General features: G+C 70.6%; 13 protein-coding genes and 1 riboswitch. Of the genes, 8 read left to right on the top strand and 5 right to left on the bottom strand.

Annotated elements, in window-relative coordinates; genetic code table 11:
- Window positions 1–66 precede the first annotated feature (66 nt).
- Window positions 67–1,674 carry an MFS transporter gene (locus tag ACIPC1_RS09680; protein ID WP_402515019.1) on the bottom strand — a complete coding sequence of 536 codons (1,608 nt, stop codon included), beginning with the start codon at window positions 1,672–1,674 and terminating at the stop codon, window positions 67–69.
- A gap of 378 nt (window positions 1,675–2,052) precedes the next feature.
- Here ACIPC1_RS09680 and ACIPC1_RS09675 point away from each other — a divergent pair, with 378 nt between their 5' ends.
- Both ACIPC1_RS09675 and ACIPC1_RS09670 read left to right on the top strand, forming a co-directional pair.
- Window positions 2,053–2,787, top strand: coding sequence for a DUF2993 domain-containing protein (locus tag ACIPC1_RS09675; protein WP_402515017.1), 735 nt, complete (start codon window positions 2,053–2,055; stop codon window positions 2,785–2,787).
- A 259-nt stretch (window positions 2,788–3,046) separates the two neighbouring features.
- A complete protein-coding gene (locus ACIPC1_RS09670) occupies window positions 3,047–3,721 on the top strand; it encodes a TetR/AcrR family transcriptional regulator (protein WP_402515015.1) in 675 nt (224 codons plus the stop codon).
- 130 nt (window positions 3,722–3,851) lie between these two features.
- On the opposite strand, the gene ACIPC1_RS09665 is transcribed toward ACIPC1_RS09670, so the two are convergent.
- Window positions 3,852–4,061 (bottom strand): hypothetical protein, encoded by a 210-nt coding sequence (locus tag ACIPC1_RS09665; RefSeq protein WP_402515013.1) that lies wholly within the window; start codon window positions 4,059–4,061, stop codon window positions 3,852–3,854.
- Window positions 4,058–4,816: a dienelactone hydrolase family protein gene (locus tag ACIPC1_RS09660; RefSeq protein ID WP_402515012.1), complete on the bottom strand. Its 759-nt coding sequence runs from the start codon at window positions 4,814–4,816 to the stop codon at window positions 4,058–4,060. The genes ACIPC1_RS09665 and ACIPC1_RS09660 overlap by 4 nt, the downstream gene beginning before the upstream one ends.
- Window positions 4,817–4,977: 161 nt before the next feature.
- On the opposite strand from ACIPC1_RS09660, the gene ACIPC1_RS09655 reads away from it, so the two are divergent.
- The 6 genes from ACIPC1_RS09655 (at window position 4,978) to meaB (ending at window position 14,531) form a co-directional block, all read left to right on the top strand.
- Window positions 4,978–5,877 carry a helix-turn-helix domain-containing protein gene (locus ACIPC1_RS09655; protein WP_402515009.1) on the top strand — a complete coding sequence of 300 codons (900 nt, stop codon included), beginning with the start codon at window positions 4,978–4,980 and terminating at the stop codon, window positions 5,875–5,877.
- 226 nt (window positions 5,878–6,103) lie between these two features.
- Complete coding sequence (locus ACIPC1_RS09650; RefSeq protein WP_402515007.1) at window positions 6,104–8,032, top strand: protein kinase; 1,929 nt, start codon at window positions 6,104–6,106, stop codon at window positions 8,030–8,032.
- 81 nt (window positions 8,033–8,113) lie between these two features.
- Window positions 8,114–9,439, top strand: a complete 1,326-nt coding sequence (locus ACIPC1_RS09645; RefSeq protein WP_402515006.1) for a lanthionine synthetase LanC family protein — start codon at window positions 8,114–8,116, stop codon at window positions 9,437–9,439.
- 144 nt (window positions 9,440–9,583) lie between these two features.
- Complete coding sequence (locus ACIPC1_RS09640) at window positions 9,584–11,392, top strand: methylmalonyl-CoA mutase family protein (protein WP_402515004.1); 1,809 nt, start codon at window positions 9,584–9,586, stop codon at window positions 11,390–11,392.
- The gene (gene scpA / locus ACIPC1_RS09635) at window positions 11,392–13,554 is read left to right on the top strand and encodes a methylmalonyl-CoA mutase (RefSeq protein ID WP_402515002.1); all 2,163 of its coding nucleotides are present in this window, start codon (window positions 11,392–11,394) and stop codon (window positions 13,552–13,554) included. The genes ACIPC1_RS09640 and scpA overlap by 1 nt, the downstream gene beginning before the upstream one ends.
- Window positions 13,551–14,531, top strand: coding sequence for a methylmalonyl Co-A mutase-associated GTPase MeaB (meaB, locus tag ACIPC1_RS09630; protein ID WP_402515001.1), 981 nt, complete (start codon window positions 13,551–13,553; stop codon window positions 14,529–14,531). Before scpA ends, meaB begins: the two co-directional genes overlap by 4 nt.
- Window positions 14,532–14,721: 190 nt before the next feature.
- On the opposite strand, the gene ACIPC1_RS09625 is transcribed toward meaB, so the two are convergent.
- Window positions 14,722–15,480, bottom strand: coding sequence for a CbtA family protein (locus tag ACIPC1_RS09625; RefSeq protein ID WP_402514999.1), 759 nt, complete (start codon window positions 15,478–15,480; stop codon window positions 14,722–14,724).
- 20 nt (window positions 15,481–15,500) lie between these two features.
- A complete protein-coding gene (locus ACIPC1_RS09620) occupies window positions 15,501–15,722 on the bottom strand; it encodes a CbtB domain-containing protein (RefSeq protein WP_402514997.1) in 222 nt (73 codons plus the stop codon).
- Between the two features lie 35 nt (window positions 15,723–15,757).
- Window positions 15,758–15,900: riboswitch (cobalamin riboswitch) on the bottom strand.
- Between the last annotated feature and the right edge of the window lie 56 nt (window positions 15,901–15,956).

Raw genomic sequence — 15,956 nt, 5'->3', positions numbered from 1 at the left:
CGCTCTCCGCCCACTGTCGACTCGCCCTCGGCCCACCGCGAGGAGAGGAGTCCATCCGGGGGAACGTCAGCCCAGCGCCACGGGAGTCCTGTCGCTCTCGCTCTCCGGGGCCGATTCGAGCGGGGCCCTGTTCTTGCGGCCGGGCAGCAGCGCGAGGACGATCAGCGTGCCGGCGCCCATGATGACGGCGGCGACGATGCTCGTGGTGGCCAGGGCGTCGGAGAACGCGCTGTCGGCCGCCGAGACGAGGGCCTGTGCCTGGGCGGGACCCGCCGCCGGACTCTGGGCGATCTGTTCGGCGACGGCGAGCGCCCCGCCGATGGAGTCACGTGCGATGTCGAGCGCCTCAGGGGGCAGCGCCTTGCCCACGGAGTCCGTCAGATTGTCGCGGTACGAGGTCGCCAGCAGGGAGCCGAGGATCGCGATGCCGAGCGAGCCGCCGAGTTCGAGCGCGGTGTCGTTGACGCCGCCGCCCACTCCCAGCTCGTTCTCCGGGAAGGCGCCCATGATCGTGTCGGTGCAGGGCGAGACGCTGAGCCCGACGGCGAACCCGAGCAGGATGAACGGGGCGAGGAAGCTGCTGTACGTGGAGCCCGAGTCGACCTGCGTCAGCAGGAGGACCGCGATGGTGCCGATGGTCATGCCCGTGACGACCATCGTCCGCAGACCGAGCCGCGGTGTGAGACGCCCGGTCACCACGGCACCGACGCAGACGCCCCCGGCGAGCGGCAGCATCCGGAACCCGGTTTCGAGGGGGCTGTAGCCCAGGACGAACTGCAGGTGCTGGGTGATGTAGTAGATGGCGCCGAAGGTGCCGAGGAAGAACAGCAGGACCGCGATCGTCGAACCGCTGAACGTCCGGTCGCGGAACTTGCGCACATCGAGCACGGGGTGCGGGTGGCGGAGTTCCCAGAGGACGAAGGCGAGCAGGCCGAGGACCGCGACGACAGCGGCGGCGATGGGGCCGGCGGTCCATCCGAAGTGCGGCCCCTCGATGATCGAGTAGACCAGCGCACCGATGGCGACGATCGACAGCAGACCGCCGACCAGGTCGATCCTGCCCATGCCCTGCGCGCGGGACGGCGGAACCAGCAGGAAGGTCCCCACGATTCCGGCGAGCGCGATCGGCACGTTGATGAGGAAGGTCGAGCCCCAGGCATGGTCCTCCAGGAGCCAGCCCGCGATGAGCGGGCCGAAGGCGACACCGAGTCCCGAGGTGGCGGTCCAGGCGGTGATCGCCCGCGCACGTTCGCTGCGGGGGAAGGTCGCCACCAGCAGGGAGAGCGTCGCCGGCATGATCATCGCGGCGCCCACTCCCATCACAGCCCGGGCCACGATGACCGCGCTCGCGGAGTCCACCAGGCTGCCCGCCACGGAGCCGCCCGCGAAGACGGCGAGGCCGAGCACGAGCGCGCCGCGACGGCTGTACTTGTCTCCCACCGCGCCCAACAGCAGCATCAGCGCCGCATAGGGAACGGTGTACGCGTCGATGACCCACTGCAGCTCACTGCTGTCCAGGCCGAGGTCACGGGTCATGTCCGGTGCGGCCACGATCAGCGCGGTGTTCGCCATCACGATGATCAACAGGCTCAGGCACAGGACCAGCAGCGCCCACCACCGCTTCGAGTAGGGACCGTTCATGCGGTCGACAGGGGTCGACACAAAGAGACGCATGCCAGCTTCCTTCATGGATCAAAAGCACTTACTTGCTCAGTGATGTGCAGACTAGCTTCTTGCTCATCGCCGTGCAAATATGGAGACAGGTTCCGGCAGCGCGCCACGTACAGGGCATGACCGCCTATCCGGAACCCGCGCCTGTGGGGACGGGCGCGCAGCGGGATCCGAAGCCTGGCGAGGCTGTAGGGCCCCGGAGTCGCATCGGCCTCACCGGCCGGGCGGCGCGAAAGCCGTGGCCCGGCGGCACCCACTCCGCCGCCGGGCCACGGCCGACCTCCACCAGCCCACACCATCCATTTGCACACATACGAGCAGTGAACTAACTTGCTCAGTCACTGGCAAGTACGTGCGCTACAACGCAGGGGGAAGCCACCGATGCCCAGCACAGACCCAACCGGCCGCCCCCGTCAGTTCTGGCGACGGCGCCGCGTCATCGTCCCGGTGCTCGCGGCCATCCCGCTGCTGACCGTCGGCGCCGATTTCGCGGCACTCAAGTTCACGGAGTGGCAGACCGCCCAGGCCTTCGACGACGCGACCGGCGCCACGTCACAGGTCGAGATACAAGGCCGCCCCGTCATCCCTCAGCTGGCCCGCGGCACTCTCGACCGCGTCGACATCTCCGCGAAGGACATCCCGGCGGACTCGGCGAACCCGATCGCCGTGGCGGAGCTGAACGTCCACATGACGCACCTCAAGCGGAACTCGGACGCGGACACCGCTCAGGCCGGCTCCACCACAGCGACGGCACTCGTCACCTACCGCGACATATCCGACGCGCTGGGCATCGAGGTGAAAGCGGGTGCCACGCCCGGGCGGGTCGCCGCGACCGTGGACGCGCCGCTGGTGGGGCAGTTCGAGGTCAGCGCAAGGGTCGCCAAGGGAGGACCCACCAGCATCGCCTTCGAGGATCTGACCATCGATTCGGATCAACTGCCCGACTCTGCACGGAAGTTGATCAATGCCATCTTCGCCAGGCCGATCCCTCTGCAGAACATCCCGCACGGACTTGCCCTGGACAGCCTCTCCACGAACTCGTCGGGTCTCACCGCAAGACTGTCGGGCCACGACGTCACCTTCAAGATGGACGGCTCGTCGGAGAGCGACACCTGACGGCCGGGACGACCGGGGACGGCCGGGCAGCTGAGCCCTGAGGGTCGGGGACGACCAGGCAGGTGAGCCCTGAGGGTCGGGGACGACCAGGCTGACGACCTCTCCCGGCCGCGGACGACTGGGCACGCGACCTCCGACCTCAGGGGGCGGCGGGCAGCGGATTGCCCGATTGCCCAGTGATGCGCAGAATTGCGAGTGATTGATCATGTGCCTGCGGAATCCGTCCGCCCGGGCACGCACCGACCATCGAGGTTCCGCCATGGCCACGACCGCCGCTCCCGAACCCAGTCGACGCAACGCCCGCGCCAACCGCGAGCGCATCCTGACCGTCGCGCGGCAGGAGCTGGGCAAGAACCCGGACGCCACGATCGAGGAGATCGCGCAGGCCACCGGCGTGGTGCGGCGCACCGTGTTCGGGCACTTCCCGGGACGCCTCGCGCTCCTGGAGGCGGTGGCGGAAGAGGCGTCGCAGTCGGTGCGCGAGGCGGTCGAGCGAGCGGACACGCCGAGCGAGCCGCCCGAACGTGCCCTGGCCAGATTCGTCCTGGCGATCTGGACGGTCGGCGACCGCTATCGGATGCTGATCGGACTGGCACGACGCGACCTGGGCGCGGAACGCGTCTCCGAGGTACTGGCCCCCGCCCGTGAGGCGGTCACCGCCATCCTGGAACGCGGCCAGTCCTACGGCGCATTCCACACCAACGTCCCGCCGCCCGTGCTGAGTTCGGCCTTGGAGGCGCTGTGCCTGGCACTGCTGGAGAGCGTCAACTCCGGTGCCTGGCAGGACGACGGCACGGCGACGGCGATCGCGGCGCTGACCGCGGCCGGCGTACCGGCCGGGCGCGCGGAGGCCGAACTGCGCGAGCTCTCGGCCCTGTTGGCCTCCCGCAGGACCGAGACGGCGGTCGGATCGTCCACCACGGAGGCGGGCTGACGGCCCCTCCTCCACGTTCCGGCAAGGACGGCGGGAGGAAAGACGCGGCATACGGGCGCCGCCGCCCAGCCGGGCCATACGGCAGCCTCCGCATCGCGTGAGACGGAGGCCGCGAGGCCGAACGCCTTCCTCATGATCGGTGCCGGCGGCTCGTCCCGTGCCCCTGGTCGTACACGGGGGCGCCCAGCGCCCGCTGCGCGACGGTAGTGGTGCGGCCCGAGGCGACCCGGGCGAAGTCGGCACACGCCCTGTCGACGGCGGTGGCAGATCCGGCGATCACCGGTGAGGCGACCACGGTGACGGCCGCCGACGCGGCCATGAACGTACGTTGCACGTTCATGAGCCTCCTTCGAGATGGGCGTGGAAGAAGGTCTCGATACGACGCCAGGCGTCATCCGCCGCGGCGGGGTCGGGCCCGATGCCCGCCACCCTGAGCAGTGGCCGCAGGACGCGTGGCCCATTGGGTGCGGAGTTGAGGAAGCTGTGCCCGGCGTCCGGGTACTCCTTCACGTCGTGCACGATCCCGGCACCGGTCAGGGCGGTCTCCAGGGTGGCGGCGGCGCCACGCAGTGGCCGGTCCCGGCCGCCGTAGCTGGCTACCACGGGGCAGGCGCCGGCGATCCGGGCGTCCAAGTCCTTCGGCGGAAAACCGTAGTTGACCGATGCGGCGTCGAAGCCGTACCCGGCGGCGGTCAGCAGGGCGAAGCCGCCGCCGAGACAGAACCCGATGACTCCGATACCGCCCGCCTGATCCGGCGACCGGCCCAGCCACTCACGCCCGGTGCCGATATCGGTGAAGGCCCGCCCCTCGCCCCGGTTCAGGGCGCGGATGGTCGACACCAGACAGCGGCGGACACCTCCCGCGCTGAACAGGTCCACCGCGAGGGTCAGAAAACCCGCCGCGGCGAGACGCTCCGTCTGTCCCTTGGCCTGCTCGTCCAGCCCGAAGGCCTCGTGCACCACCACGACACCGGGCCAGGGCCCGGGGCCGTGTGCGTCCTGCGACGGTCGCGCCAGGTAGCCGCGCAGCCCTTGCGAACCACCACGCCCGGCGCTGAGCTCGCTCAGATCGATGTCCTGGGTCGTCGTCGGCATGTCGCGCCGCCTTTCCGCGTCCTTGTCCGTCCCGGCGCGCTGGGGACCGGCTACCGAGATGACGATCAGCCTAGACAGGCAGCATCGCTGTGTCGTGTCCCACCAAAGGGTGGTAGCCGCAGGGCTACGCACACCAGGAGGCGACTGTTTACGCTGGTGGAATGGATGCATCGGAAGGAAGCCAGGGCCCGGGAGGCCAGGACCCCGGCCCGCTCGGCGAGTACCTCCGCGCACGGCGGGCGCAGCTGCATCCGGCGGAGTTCGGGCTGCCCGACCTGTCCCGCAGGCGGGTTCCCGGCCTGCGCCGCCCGGAAGTGGCGCTGCTGGCCGGCATCAGCACCGAGTACTACATCCGGCTCGAACAGGGCCGGGACCGTCACCCCTCGGCCCAGGTCGTCGACGCCCTCACCGGTGCGATGCGGCTCGACGCCGACGCCGCAGCCCACCTGCACCGGCTCGCCGCGCACACGCCACTCAGGCGCAGGCCCTTCGGTACGGAGCCGGTGCCCTCGGGCATCAGGCAGCTCGTGGCGTCCTGGACCATGTCACCCGCGCTCGTCATCGGCCCCGTCGGCGATGTCCGGGTGGCCAACCCACCGGCCCAGGCCCTCTCCCCGGCCCACCGCGAGGGCGTCAACCTGCTGCGCGAGACGTTCCTCAACCCGGCCGTCCGTGACCTGCACCGGGACTGGGACGACCTGACGGTGAGCCTGACCGCCGGGCTGCGCTCCTACGCCGGTACGAGTGCGGACGACCCGCGGCTGGAAGCCCTGGTCGGTGAACTGTCCGTACACAGCGAGACATTCCGCCGCCTGTGGGCACGCCACGATGTCCGTCCCCGGTCCGGCGGCACCGCCCTGATCGACCATCCGCAGCTCGGACCGCTGGACCTCCGGCTGGAGAAGCTGGCCGTCGCCGGTAGCAGCGGCCTGATGCTGCTCGTCTACCACGCCGAGCCGGACAGCCCCTCGGCCCACGGACTGGCCCTGCTGGGCAGCCTGGCGGACCATCAGAAAGTGCCGCAGGGACGAGCGCCGGCCCAGGGCAACTGGATGCTGTAGGACGGAGAACGCGTCCACGGTCGACGAGCAACTCGATCAACCAGTACCGCAAGGACCCGGCCACCGGAGCCGCGATCCCGCGCGACCAGCCGCTCACCCCGCCGGGTGCCGTACCCGGTGCCGTGGAGATCCCTCTTGCCGCGGAAGCGGGCCAACTCGCCTATCGCACAGGTGTGCTGCGCTAGTCTCGCGATCACACGCGACACGCCAGAGACCGGGAACCCCCATGCGAGATCTCGACCTCAGCCGGTCCGAAACCATGGCCTATGCGGCAGCCGGTATGGAGCCGCCACCCGTGGTCCCGCTCCGGAAGAGCGATCCGAGGCAGGCGGGCCCCTACAGGTTGGAGTCGGTGCTCGGCAGCGGTGGCATGGGCCGGGTCTATCTGGGCCGGAAGACCACCGGCAGGTCGGGTCTGGCGGCGATCAAGGTGATCCGGCCCGAGTACGCGGAGGACCCGCTGTTCCGGAAGCGCTTCGAGCGCGAGGTCGGCGCCTTGGACCGCGTCAAGGGGGCGCACGTCGTACGGCTGATGGGCAGCGGCTGCGACGAGGACCTGGTCTGGGTCGCCACCGAGTACATACCCGGGCCCACTCTCGCCGAAGTCGTCAGCGAGCGCGGCCCCATCGACTCCGCGGCGGCATGGCGCCTGCTGGCCGACGTGGGCCGTGCGATCGAGGCCATCTGGCGCGTGGGGCTGGTGCATCGCGACCTCAAGCCGTCCAACGTGATCCTGGGGTCCGACGGCGCCCGCGTCATCGACTTCGGCGTCGTCCAGACCACCGACGGCACCACGATCACCGCCACGGGTCAGAACGTGGGAACCCCCGCCTACATGTCCCCGGAACAGGTCAGAGGCAGGGAGGTGACCGCCGCCTCCGACATCTTCTCGCTGGCCTCCACCCTCACCTACGCCGTCGCGGGGCAGGCGCCGTTCGGCGAGGGTACGGGCGTCGACGTCCTGCACCGGGTGGCCTTCGAACCGCCTCGGGAGGAAGCCCTAGACAAGGTGAAATCCGTGGACGCGGAACTGGCCGCGTTCATCCGTACCTGTCTGGACAAGGATCCCGAGCAACGGCCGGTGCCTGAGGCCCTGTTCAGGACCGCCATCGGGCACCAACTGTCCGCTCCGGCCGGCAGCCCACCCCGGTTCACCCGGAATCGCGCACCCGCCCCCGCCGAGCCGCCCGCCGTGCCCGGCAGCCCTGCCGTCTCCGCCCCCAGGAAGCGCGGAAGGCTGGCCGTGGGCGCCGCCGCGGTGGCGGCCGTCGTCGTCGCCGGAGGCATCACCGTGGCAGCGCTGCAGGACGGCGCCGACCCACCGACGGCCGGTCCCTGGCCTCAGACGTCCTCGGCGCCGCCCGGAGCGCCGACCACGACACCGGTCAACTCGCCGCCGCCCACGGCTTCGCCCTCGCAGGCCGACGACGTCGACCAGGCAGACCAGGCAGACCAGACGGCCGAGGAGACGCCGACTCCGTCGACACCCGACATCCGGTCCGACGCGTGCCCCGCCGAGATCGTCTCCGGGGCCCACGGCGACTGCGTCAGCGCCCTACAGCTCCTCCTCGTCGGCTACGGCCTGCACGTGACGGCCGACGGGCAGTTCGGCGCGGACACCCTCGCCGCGGTGAAGGTCTTCCAGACCGAGGCCGGGACGGTCGTCAACGGCAAGGTCGACGCACGGACCAAGACGCTTCTCTACGGTCAGCCGCCCGGCCCGGTCAAGTTCGGCACACTCGCCGTGACCGAGAGCGTCAACGCCGTCCAGGTCGCGAGGTGTCTCGACGTCACCACCGGAGGCGTGTACGCGGAGGTCTGGACGTGCACGGGCACGGCCACTCAGCAGTGGGCCCTGCACCGGGTGCCCGGACAGGACTCCCAGTACGTCGTCGTCAACCAGGGTAGCCACCGCTGCCTGGACGCCGGCGCGGCCGACGTGTCCGACCAGACGGTCGAGGCAAGGAACTGCAACGGGCTGAGCACCCAGAGGTGGCGGCTCGGCACCTCCGGCTCATCCGGCGGCAACACACTCGTCAGCGTCCCGAACGGCTTCTGCCTCGACGCCGAGGCCGCCACCTCAGGACAGGACGGTCAGCAGGTCCAGGCGTGGGGATGCGCGGGCAGCACCAACCAGGTGTGGAAGTGGTCCTGACGCACACCGAGCCGGCCCGCCGTGCCCGTGGCCGTGGTGACCGCTGAATCCCGGACGACGCCCCACCTGTAGCGTGGCGGAGTGACAGTGAGCGGCGGTTATCGGGAACTGGGCGAGGCCGCCTGGTCGTGGGTGTTGGGCCAGGTGCGGGACGACGAGGGGCCGTGGCTGCCGGAGACGGTGCCGGACGATGCCAAGGACGAGGGGCCGACGGAGGACCGCGACTCCCTGTACTCGGGCATCGCGGGCCTGGCTCCCGTGCTGGCGGAGATCGCGCGGTACCGGGAGCTGAGCGAGCGGGAACGGAGCCTGGCGGCCGGAATCGTGTCCAGGCTGTCGGCCTTGGCGCAGGACAAGACGGAGCCCTCGCTGTACGACGGGCTGGCGGGCGATGTCCTGGCGCTGAAGCTGCTGGACCCGGGCCGGGAATCGGTCGCGCTGCGCCGGCTCTCCGCCCTGACGACCCCCGAAGGCTGGAAGACCACAGTCAAGTTCGAACCGGATTCGGACGCGCCCCTGAACGACATCATCATGGGCACCGCGGGAGTGGTACTGACCGCGGTCTGGGCGGGCGGTGACTTCGCGGAGGGGATCGCGGCGACGGGCTGCGAGGCCCTGCTGCGGGTGGCGCACCGCACGGAGGCGGGCCTGGACTGGGGTATCGGGGCGAGCACGCCATGGCGGGCGCCGAACTACTCGCACGGCACCGCCGGGGTGGCCTCGGCGCTGGCGGTGGCCGGAGCGGCGCTCGGCCGGGAGGACTTCGTCGAGGCCGCGGTGGAGGGAGCCCAACACGTCCTGTCCGTGGGCTCGTTGGAGGACGGCGGTTTCATCGTCCCGCACACCATCCCGCCGTCCAAGCGGGAGGTGGAACCGGTGACGTACACGTGGTGCCACGGTCCGTCGGGCACCTCTCACCTGTTCTCGGCCCTGTCGCACGCGGGCGTGAGCAAGGTGGCGGGCTTCGGAGTCGACGAGTTGCGGCAGCGCTGCCTGACGTCGATCCTCGCCTCGGGAGTCCCGCGGCGCCTGCGCCCCGGCTTCTGGGACAACGACGGCCGCTGCTGCGGAACGGCGGGCGTGGGAGACATCCTGCTGGACGCGGCGCAGGACTGCGAAGGGACGGCCCGAGCGGAGACCCTGATACAGGCGGCGCGCGGGATGGGTGACGCGTTGGTGGAGCGGGCGGTCAGGGACGAGGCGGGTGCCCGCTGGCGCTTCGTGGAATACCGCCAGGACCCTCCCCTGTTGCCGCCCGGCACGACGTGGATGCAGGGCGCGGCGGGCATCGCCGCATACCTCCTGCGCCTCGACCGGTTCCTGGAGACGGGCCCGAACGCCGTGGTGGTGGACCGCCCGGACCAGTGGTGGGCCGTACCGGCACACCTGCGGAGCACGGCGGCGTGAGCTGAGGTGAGCGGACCCGCCCGCGCTGTCCGGCCGACGCCGCACCGGTCATGATCAGTGAGACCGGGGTCACAGATCGAGCGAGGGCAAGGTCACAGCCTCGGCCTCTGCTCCCTCTCAAGCGATCTGACCTAGCATCCGAGCATGACAGTCCTGCCCAACGACGGGCTATCGCTCGCCGCCGAGTTCCCTTCCGCGTCCCATGAGCAGTGGCAGAGTCTCGTGGAAGGCGTGCTGCGCAAGTCAGGCAAGGACGTCTCGGGAGCGGCGGCCGAGGCCGCGCTGTCCACCCCACTGGAGGACGGACTCACCACCCGGCCGCTGTACACGGCACACGACGAGGCTCCAGATCCCGGCTTTCCCGGGTTCGCGCCCTTCGTACGAGGCGGCCGGCCCGAGGGAAGCACGGTCGGTGGCTGGGACGTACGGCAACAGCACTCGTCGCCCGCCAGCAGTGCGGTGCTCGGGGACCTGGAGAACGGCGTCACCTCGCTCTGGCTGATCGTCGGCGAGAACGGGATCCCCGTGTCCTCCCTCGGCAGCACACTCGACGGCGTCTACCTCGACCTGGCGCCCGTCGCCCTCGACGCCGGACGTGAAGTCGAGTCCGCGGCGCGGGAGTTGCTGCGGCTGTACGAGGAGCGGGGCGTCGCCAAGGACGCGGCGCGTGGCAGTCTCGGCGCGGACCCGCTGGGCCACGAGGCCCGTACGGGCGAGGAGTTGGACTTCGCGCCGGCCGCCACTCTCGCGCGACTGTGTGCCGAGGAGTATCCGGGACTGCGGGCGCTGACCGTGGATGCCCTGCCGTTTCACGAGGCCGGCGGATCGGCCGCGCAGGAGTTGGGCGCCTCGCTGGCGACGGGTGTCGCGTATCTGCGGGCGCTCACCGAGGCGGGACTGACCGCCGAACAAGCCGGTGGCCAGCTGGCGTTCCGGTACGCGGCCACCGCCGACCAGTTCCTGACCATCGCCAAGCTCCGCGCGGCCCGCCGGCTGTGGGCCCGGGTCGCCGAGGTGTGCGGCGCGCGGGGCGCGGGCGCACAGGTGCAGCACGCGGTGACCTCGCCGGTGATGATGTCGCGCCGCGACCCGTGGGTGAACATGCTGCGCACGACCGTCGCCACGCTCGCCGCCGGGGTCGGCGGCGCCGACGCCGTCACCGTGCTGCCCTTCGATCACGCGCTGGGCCTGCCGGACGCGTTCGCGCGCCGTATCGCCCGCAACACCTCGACGATCCTGGTCGAGGAGTCGCATCTGGCGCGGGTGATCGACCCGGCGGGCGGCTCCTGGTACGTGGAACGGCTGACGGACGAACTCGCCCACGCGGGCTGGGAGTTCTTCCAGGAGATCGAGCGCACGGGTGGCCAGGCGGCCGCCCTGCGCTCGGGCCGTCTCGGCCAGGACCTCGCGACCACCTGGGCGGCGCGCAGCGCGAAGCTGGCCAAGCGGCGCGAACCCATCACCGGCGTCAGCGAGTTCCCGAATCTCGCCGAGCGCCTGGTGCAGCGCGAGCCCGCCCCCGAGCCGCCGTCCGGAGGTCTCCCCCGCGTACGGCGCGACGAGGCGTACGAAGCTCTGCGCGCCCGCTCCGACGCCCACCTCGCCGCCACCGGAACCCGGCCGCGGGTGTACCTGGCGGCCATCGGGCCCGCCGCGGCCCACACCGCCCGGACGACGTTCGCCGCCAACCTGTTCCAGGCCGGCGGCATCGAGTCCGTCTCGGAGGGCGCCTTCGAGGACAGCGGCGCCACCGAGGTCTGCCTGTGCTCCAGCGACGCGCTCTACGAGGAGAGGGCCGGGAGCACGGCCCAGACCCTCAGGGCCGCGGGCGCCCGGCATGTGTTCCTGGCTGGCCGGCCGGGGCAGTACACCGATGTCGACGCGTACGTCTTCGCGGGCTGCGACGCCGTCGCCGTGCTCTCCGCCACCCTCGACCGTATGGGAGTGTCCTGATGGGAATCCCCGACTTCTCCGGAATCGAACTGGGGACGCCCACCGCTGACGGCAGCACCGACGAGTGGCGCAAGGCGCTCGGTGGCGACGAGGCGTTCTGGGAGACCCCCGAAGGCATCGCGGTCAAGCCGCTGTACACCGGAAGCGACCTGGAGGGCCTGGACTTCCTGGACACGTATCCGGGCATGGCCCCGTATCTGCGCGGGCCGTACCCGACGATGTACGTCAACCAGCCCTGGACGATCCGCCAGTACGCGGGATTCTCCACGGCCGAGGAGTCCAACGCCTTCTACCGGCGCAACCTCGCGGCGGGCCAGAAGGGTCTGTCGGTCGCCTTCGACCTGCCCACCCACCGCGGCTACGACAGCGACCACCCGCGCGTGACCGGCGACGTCGGCATGGCGGGCGTGGCCATCGACTCCATCTACGACATGCGGCAGCTCTTCGACGGCATCCCGCTGGACAAGATGACCGTGTCGATGACGATGAACGGCGCCGTGCTCCCCGTACTCGCCCTCTACATCGTGGCGGCGGAGGAACAGGGCGTACCGCCCGAGAAGTTGGCCGGGACCATCCAGAACGACATCCTCAAAGAGTTCATGGTCCGCAACACGTACATCTATCCGCCGAAGCCGTCGATGCGGATCATCTCCGACATCTTCGCCTTCACCTCGCAGCGGATGCCGCGGTACAACTCCATCTCGATCTCGGGCTATCACATCCAGGAGGCCGGCGCGACGGCCGACCTGGAGCTGGCGTACACGCTCGCGGACGGTGTGGAGTACATCAGGGCGGGGCGCGAAGCCGGCCTGGATGTAGACGCGTTCGCGCCCCGGCTGTCCTTCTTCTGGGCGATCGGCATGAACTTCTTCATGGAGATCGCCAAGATGCGGGCGGCGCGACTGCTGTGGGCGAAACTGGTCAGGCAGTTCGACCCGCAGAACGCCAAGTCCCTTTCCCTGCGCACCCATTCACAGACCTCCGGCTGGTCGCTGACGGCGCAGGACGTCTTCAACAACGTCACGCGTACGTGTGTGGAGGCGATGGCGGCCACCCAGGGCCACACCCAGTCGCTGCACACCAACGCCCTGGACGAGGCACTCGCCCTGCCCACCGACTTCTCGGCGCGCATCGCCCGCAACACACAGCTGCTGATCCAGCAGGAGTCGGGCACCACCCGGGTGATCGATCCCTGGGGCGGCAGCGCGTACGTGGAGAAGCTGACGTACGACCTCGCCCGGCGGGCCTGGCAGCACATCGAGGAGGTCGAGGCGGCGGGTGGTATGGCCAAGGCCATCGACGCGGGCATCCCCAAGCTGCGCATCGAGGAGGCGGCGGCCCGCACCCAGGCCCGGATCGACTCGGGGCGCCAGCCGGTCATCGGCGTCAACAAGTACCGGGTGGAGACGGACGAGAAGATCGATGTCCTCAAGGTCGACAACTCCTCCGTACGGACGCAGCAGATCGAGAAGTTGCGGCGGCTGCGGGCGGAGCGCGACGAGCGGGTCTGCCAGGACTCGCTGGAGGCGTTGACGCGGGCGGCCGGCGGCGAGGGCAACCTGCTGGAGCTGGCGGTGAACGCGGCGCGCGCCATGGCCACCGTCGGGGAGATCTCCGACGCCCTGGAAAAGGTGTACGGGCGGCACGCGGGCCAGATCCGTACGATCTCCGGTGTGTACCGCAACGAAGCCGGCGAGTCCCCGTCCGTGGACCGCACACGCACGCTCGTGGACGCCTTCGGGGAGGCCGAGGGGCGCCGCCCGCGCATCCTGGTCGCCAAGATGGGCCAGGACGGTCACGACCGCGGCCAGAAGGTGATCGCCACCGCCTTCGCCGACCTCGGCTTCGACGTGGACGTCGGCCCGCTGTTCCAGACCCCGGGCGAGGTGGCCCGCCAGGCCGTCGAGGCGGACGTACACATCGTCGGGGTGTCCTCGCTGGCCGCCGGCCATCTCACCCTCGTACCGGCGCTTCGGGAGGAGCTGGCGGCGGAGGGCCGCGCGGACATCATGATCGTCGTGGGCGGGGTGATCCCGCCGCAGGACGTGCCGACCCTGCTGGAGATGGGGGCGGCCGCCGTGTTCCCGCCCGGGACGGTGATCCCGGACGCGGCCCACGACCTCGTCCAGCGGCTCTCGGCCGATCTCGGGCACGACCTGTGATCGAGCTCGACACCTACGTCAAGGGCGTACTCGACGGGAAGCGCGCGCTCATCGCGCGCGCCGTCACCCTCGTCGAGTCCACCCGGCCCCAGCACCGGGCGCTCGCCCAGGAGTTGCTGACCGAGCTGCTCCCGCACAGCGGCCGGGCGCGGCGGATCGGCGTCAGCGGCGTACCGGGCGTGGGCAAGTCGACGTTCATCGACGCCTTCGGCACGATGCTGACCGCGCTCGGCCACCGGGTGGCGGTGCTGGCGGTGGACCCGTCCTCCAGCCGTACGGGCGGTTCGATCCTGGGCGACAAGACGAGGATGGAGCGCCTGGCCGTCGACCCGGCGGCCTTCATCCGGCCCTCCCCCACCGCCGGCACGCTGGGTGGGGTCGCCAAGGCGACGCGTGAGTCGATCGTGGTGATGGAAGCCGCGGGCTACGACGTGGTGCTGGTGGAGACGGTCGGTGTCGGTCAGTCCGAGACGGCCGTGGCGAACATGGTCGACTCCTTCCTCCTGCTGACCCTCGCCCGCACCGGCGACCAGCTCCAGGGCATCAAGAAGGGCGTCCTCGAACTGGCCGACGTGATCGCCGTCAACAAGGCGGACGGACCGCACGAACGCGACGCGCAGGCAGCCGCACGGGAGTTGGCGGGCGCGCTCCGGCTCATGCACGGCAGGGACGCGGCCTGGACGCCGCCCGTACTGAGTTGCAGCGCCCGCGAGTCGGCCGGCCTGGACACCGTCTGGGACCGCCTGGAACAGCACCGCACGCTCCTCGACTCGTCCGGCCGGCTCGCCGCCAAACGCCGTGACCAGCAGGTCGACTGGACCTGGACGATGGTCCGCGACGAACTCCTGGGCCGTCTGCACGCCGATCCGGCCGTACGAGCCCTCACACCTGCCCTCGAACAGCAGGTCAGGGACGGCGAGTTGACGGCCACACTCGCCGCCGAGCGCATTCTCAGGACCTTCGGCGGCAAGGACTAGCGGCTGCCGGATTCCGGTTGCCGCAGGCGTCGGGCTCCCGGTGGCGACGTAACAAGGGCGCTATCGCGCGGCGCGGACAGTCCTCGCCCTCGCCCTCGACTGCTGTCTCTATCTCCGGGTGGGCGGTACGCGAGAGGGCCCCCGGATGGTTCCGTGGGCCCTGGCTCGTGTGGCGGGTCATGTGGTCATGTCAGTGGGGGGCGGCGACCGGTCGTCCCGCCGTGGCCGTCGCAGGCTTGGGGTGGAGCAACCGCTCGGCCAGTTCGCCGAACACCAGACCGAAGCCACCCCACAGGGTGATCTGTATCGCCAGCGCCGAGACGCGGAAGCGCCACAGCACGGTGGCCGGGAAGTCGGCCGGCACCTCGTTGATGACGGGCAGGAACGCGTACGCCAGTCCGATCGCGACGGCGAAGGCGGCCACCGCCGAGACGGTGGCGTACCAGGTGCCCACCTTCGGGGCGAGCCGCTTACCCAGGATGGTGGCGGCGATGGCGAGGAGCACGCTGAGCACCATCATCAGCAGGTACAGGGTGGTCCGCTTGCCGATGGTGTCGCCGTTGCCGACCGCGGGCGGGTTGGCCGGGTACTTGAGGAACGGCACGACGTACACGGCGAGCAGCGCGCTCCCCGACAGGAGCAGCGCCGTCGCCCGCGCACCGAAACGGCCCACGCGGCCGAGCGCGAAGCAGAAGGCGAGGGCGGCGATGCCGCCGAAGGCGACCCCGTAGATCAGCACACCGGTGGCGAGGCCGGCGGTGGACTGGAGGCTGCGGGAGACGAGTTCGACCTCGTGCTCGTGGCCCGAGGCATGGGCCTCCTCGAAGCTGATCGCGCTGTCGACGCTCGGCTCACCGAGGAAGTAGGCGACGATCAGGGCGAGCACGCCGGCACCGAGGCCGGCGAGCATGCCCCGCACGAGAAGGTTTCTTACTGCTGCGGAGTTCATGAGGTGCGCGGCGTCCTTCGTCAGTGGCAGGGGAAGCCGAGGAGATGGCGGGCGTCGTGCACCCACTCGTGGACTTCCTCGCCGGAGACGACGGAGGTGGCGCCCTGCTCAGCGCCGACGAAGTACAACAGGACCAGCATCAGAACGCCGAAGAAGATCGCCCAGGGGGCGATGTCCTTGAGCGGCAACTTGGCCGGAATGACAGGGGTGTTGGTTGTCGGCTGGGCGACGTGCTGCGCCATGGCAGGGCCTCCTCTGGGAGTTCGCGTCCCATCTCGGTGGTGCACATGACGACGGCCACGGGTCTGACTCAGGGAGTACCTCGATGGGCGTCCCATTTACAGTGGCGCGACCGTGCCGGACTCTCACCGGCTTCCGTCTCGCCGTCGTCGATAACGGACCGACGGTACCGTGTGTCGCGTGCATGGCCAAGACCGCGTCACCTGGCGTGATCTTCCTCTCCTGCCTGGTGACGC

Source organism: Streptomyces sp. NPDC087263 (assembly GCF_044744645.1).
Lineage (GTDB): Bacteria > Actinomycetota > Actinomycetes > Streptomycetales > Streptomycetaceae > Streptomyces.
Note: the sequence above shows the minus strand (reverse complement) of the source record. Positions and strands in the feature narration are given on the sequence as shown.

Bases quoted from the DNA above. Each gene is read 5' to 3' on its own strand.
- ACIPC1_RS09675 (WP_402515017.1), top strand. From the start codon at position 2,053: ATGCCCAGCACAGACCCAACCGGCCGCCCCCGTCAGTTCTGGCGACGG.
- ACIPC1_RS09680 (WP_402515019.1), bottom strand. From the start codon at position 1,674: ATGCGTCTCTTTGTGTCGACCCCTGTCGACCGCATGAACGGTCCCTAC.
- ACIPC1_RS09660 (WP_402515012.1), bottom strand. From the start codon at position 4,816: ATGCCGACGACGACCCAGGACATCGATCTGAGCGAGCTCAGCGCCGGG.
- ACIPC1_RS09655 (WP_402515009.1), top strand. From the start codon at position 4,978: ATGGATGCATCGGAAGGAAGCCAGGGCCCGGGAGGCCAGGACCCCGGC.
- ACIPC1_RS09625 (WP_402514999.1), bottom strand. From the start codon at position 15,480: ATGAACTCCGCAGCAGTAAGAAACCTTCTCGTGCGGGGCATGCTCGCC.
- ACIPC1_RS09670 (WP_402515015.1), top strand. From the start codon at position 3,047: ATGGCCACGACCGCCGCTCCCGAACCCAGTCGACGCAACGCCCGCGCC.
- ACIPC1_RS09640 (WP_402515004.1), top strand. From the start codon at position 9,584: ATGACAGTCCTGCCCAACGACGGGCTATCGCTCGCCGCCGAGTTCCCT.
- ACIPC1_RS09650 (WP_402515007.1), top strand. From the start codon at position 6,104: ATGCGAGATCTCGACCTCAGCCGGTCCGAAACCATGGCCTATGCGGCA.
- ACIPC1_RS09620 (WP_402514997.1), bottom strand. From the start codon at position 15,722: ATGGCGCAGCACGTCGCCCAGCCGACAACCAACACCCCTGTCATTCCG.
- ACIPC1_RS09665 (WP_402515013.1), bottom strand. From the start codon at position 4,061: ATGAACGTGCAACGTACGTTCATGGCCGCGTCGGCGGCCGTCACCGTG.
- scpA (WP_402515002.1), top strand. From the start codon at position 11,392: ATGGGAATCCCCGACTTCTCCGGAATCGAACTGGGGACGCCCACCGCT.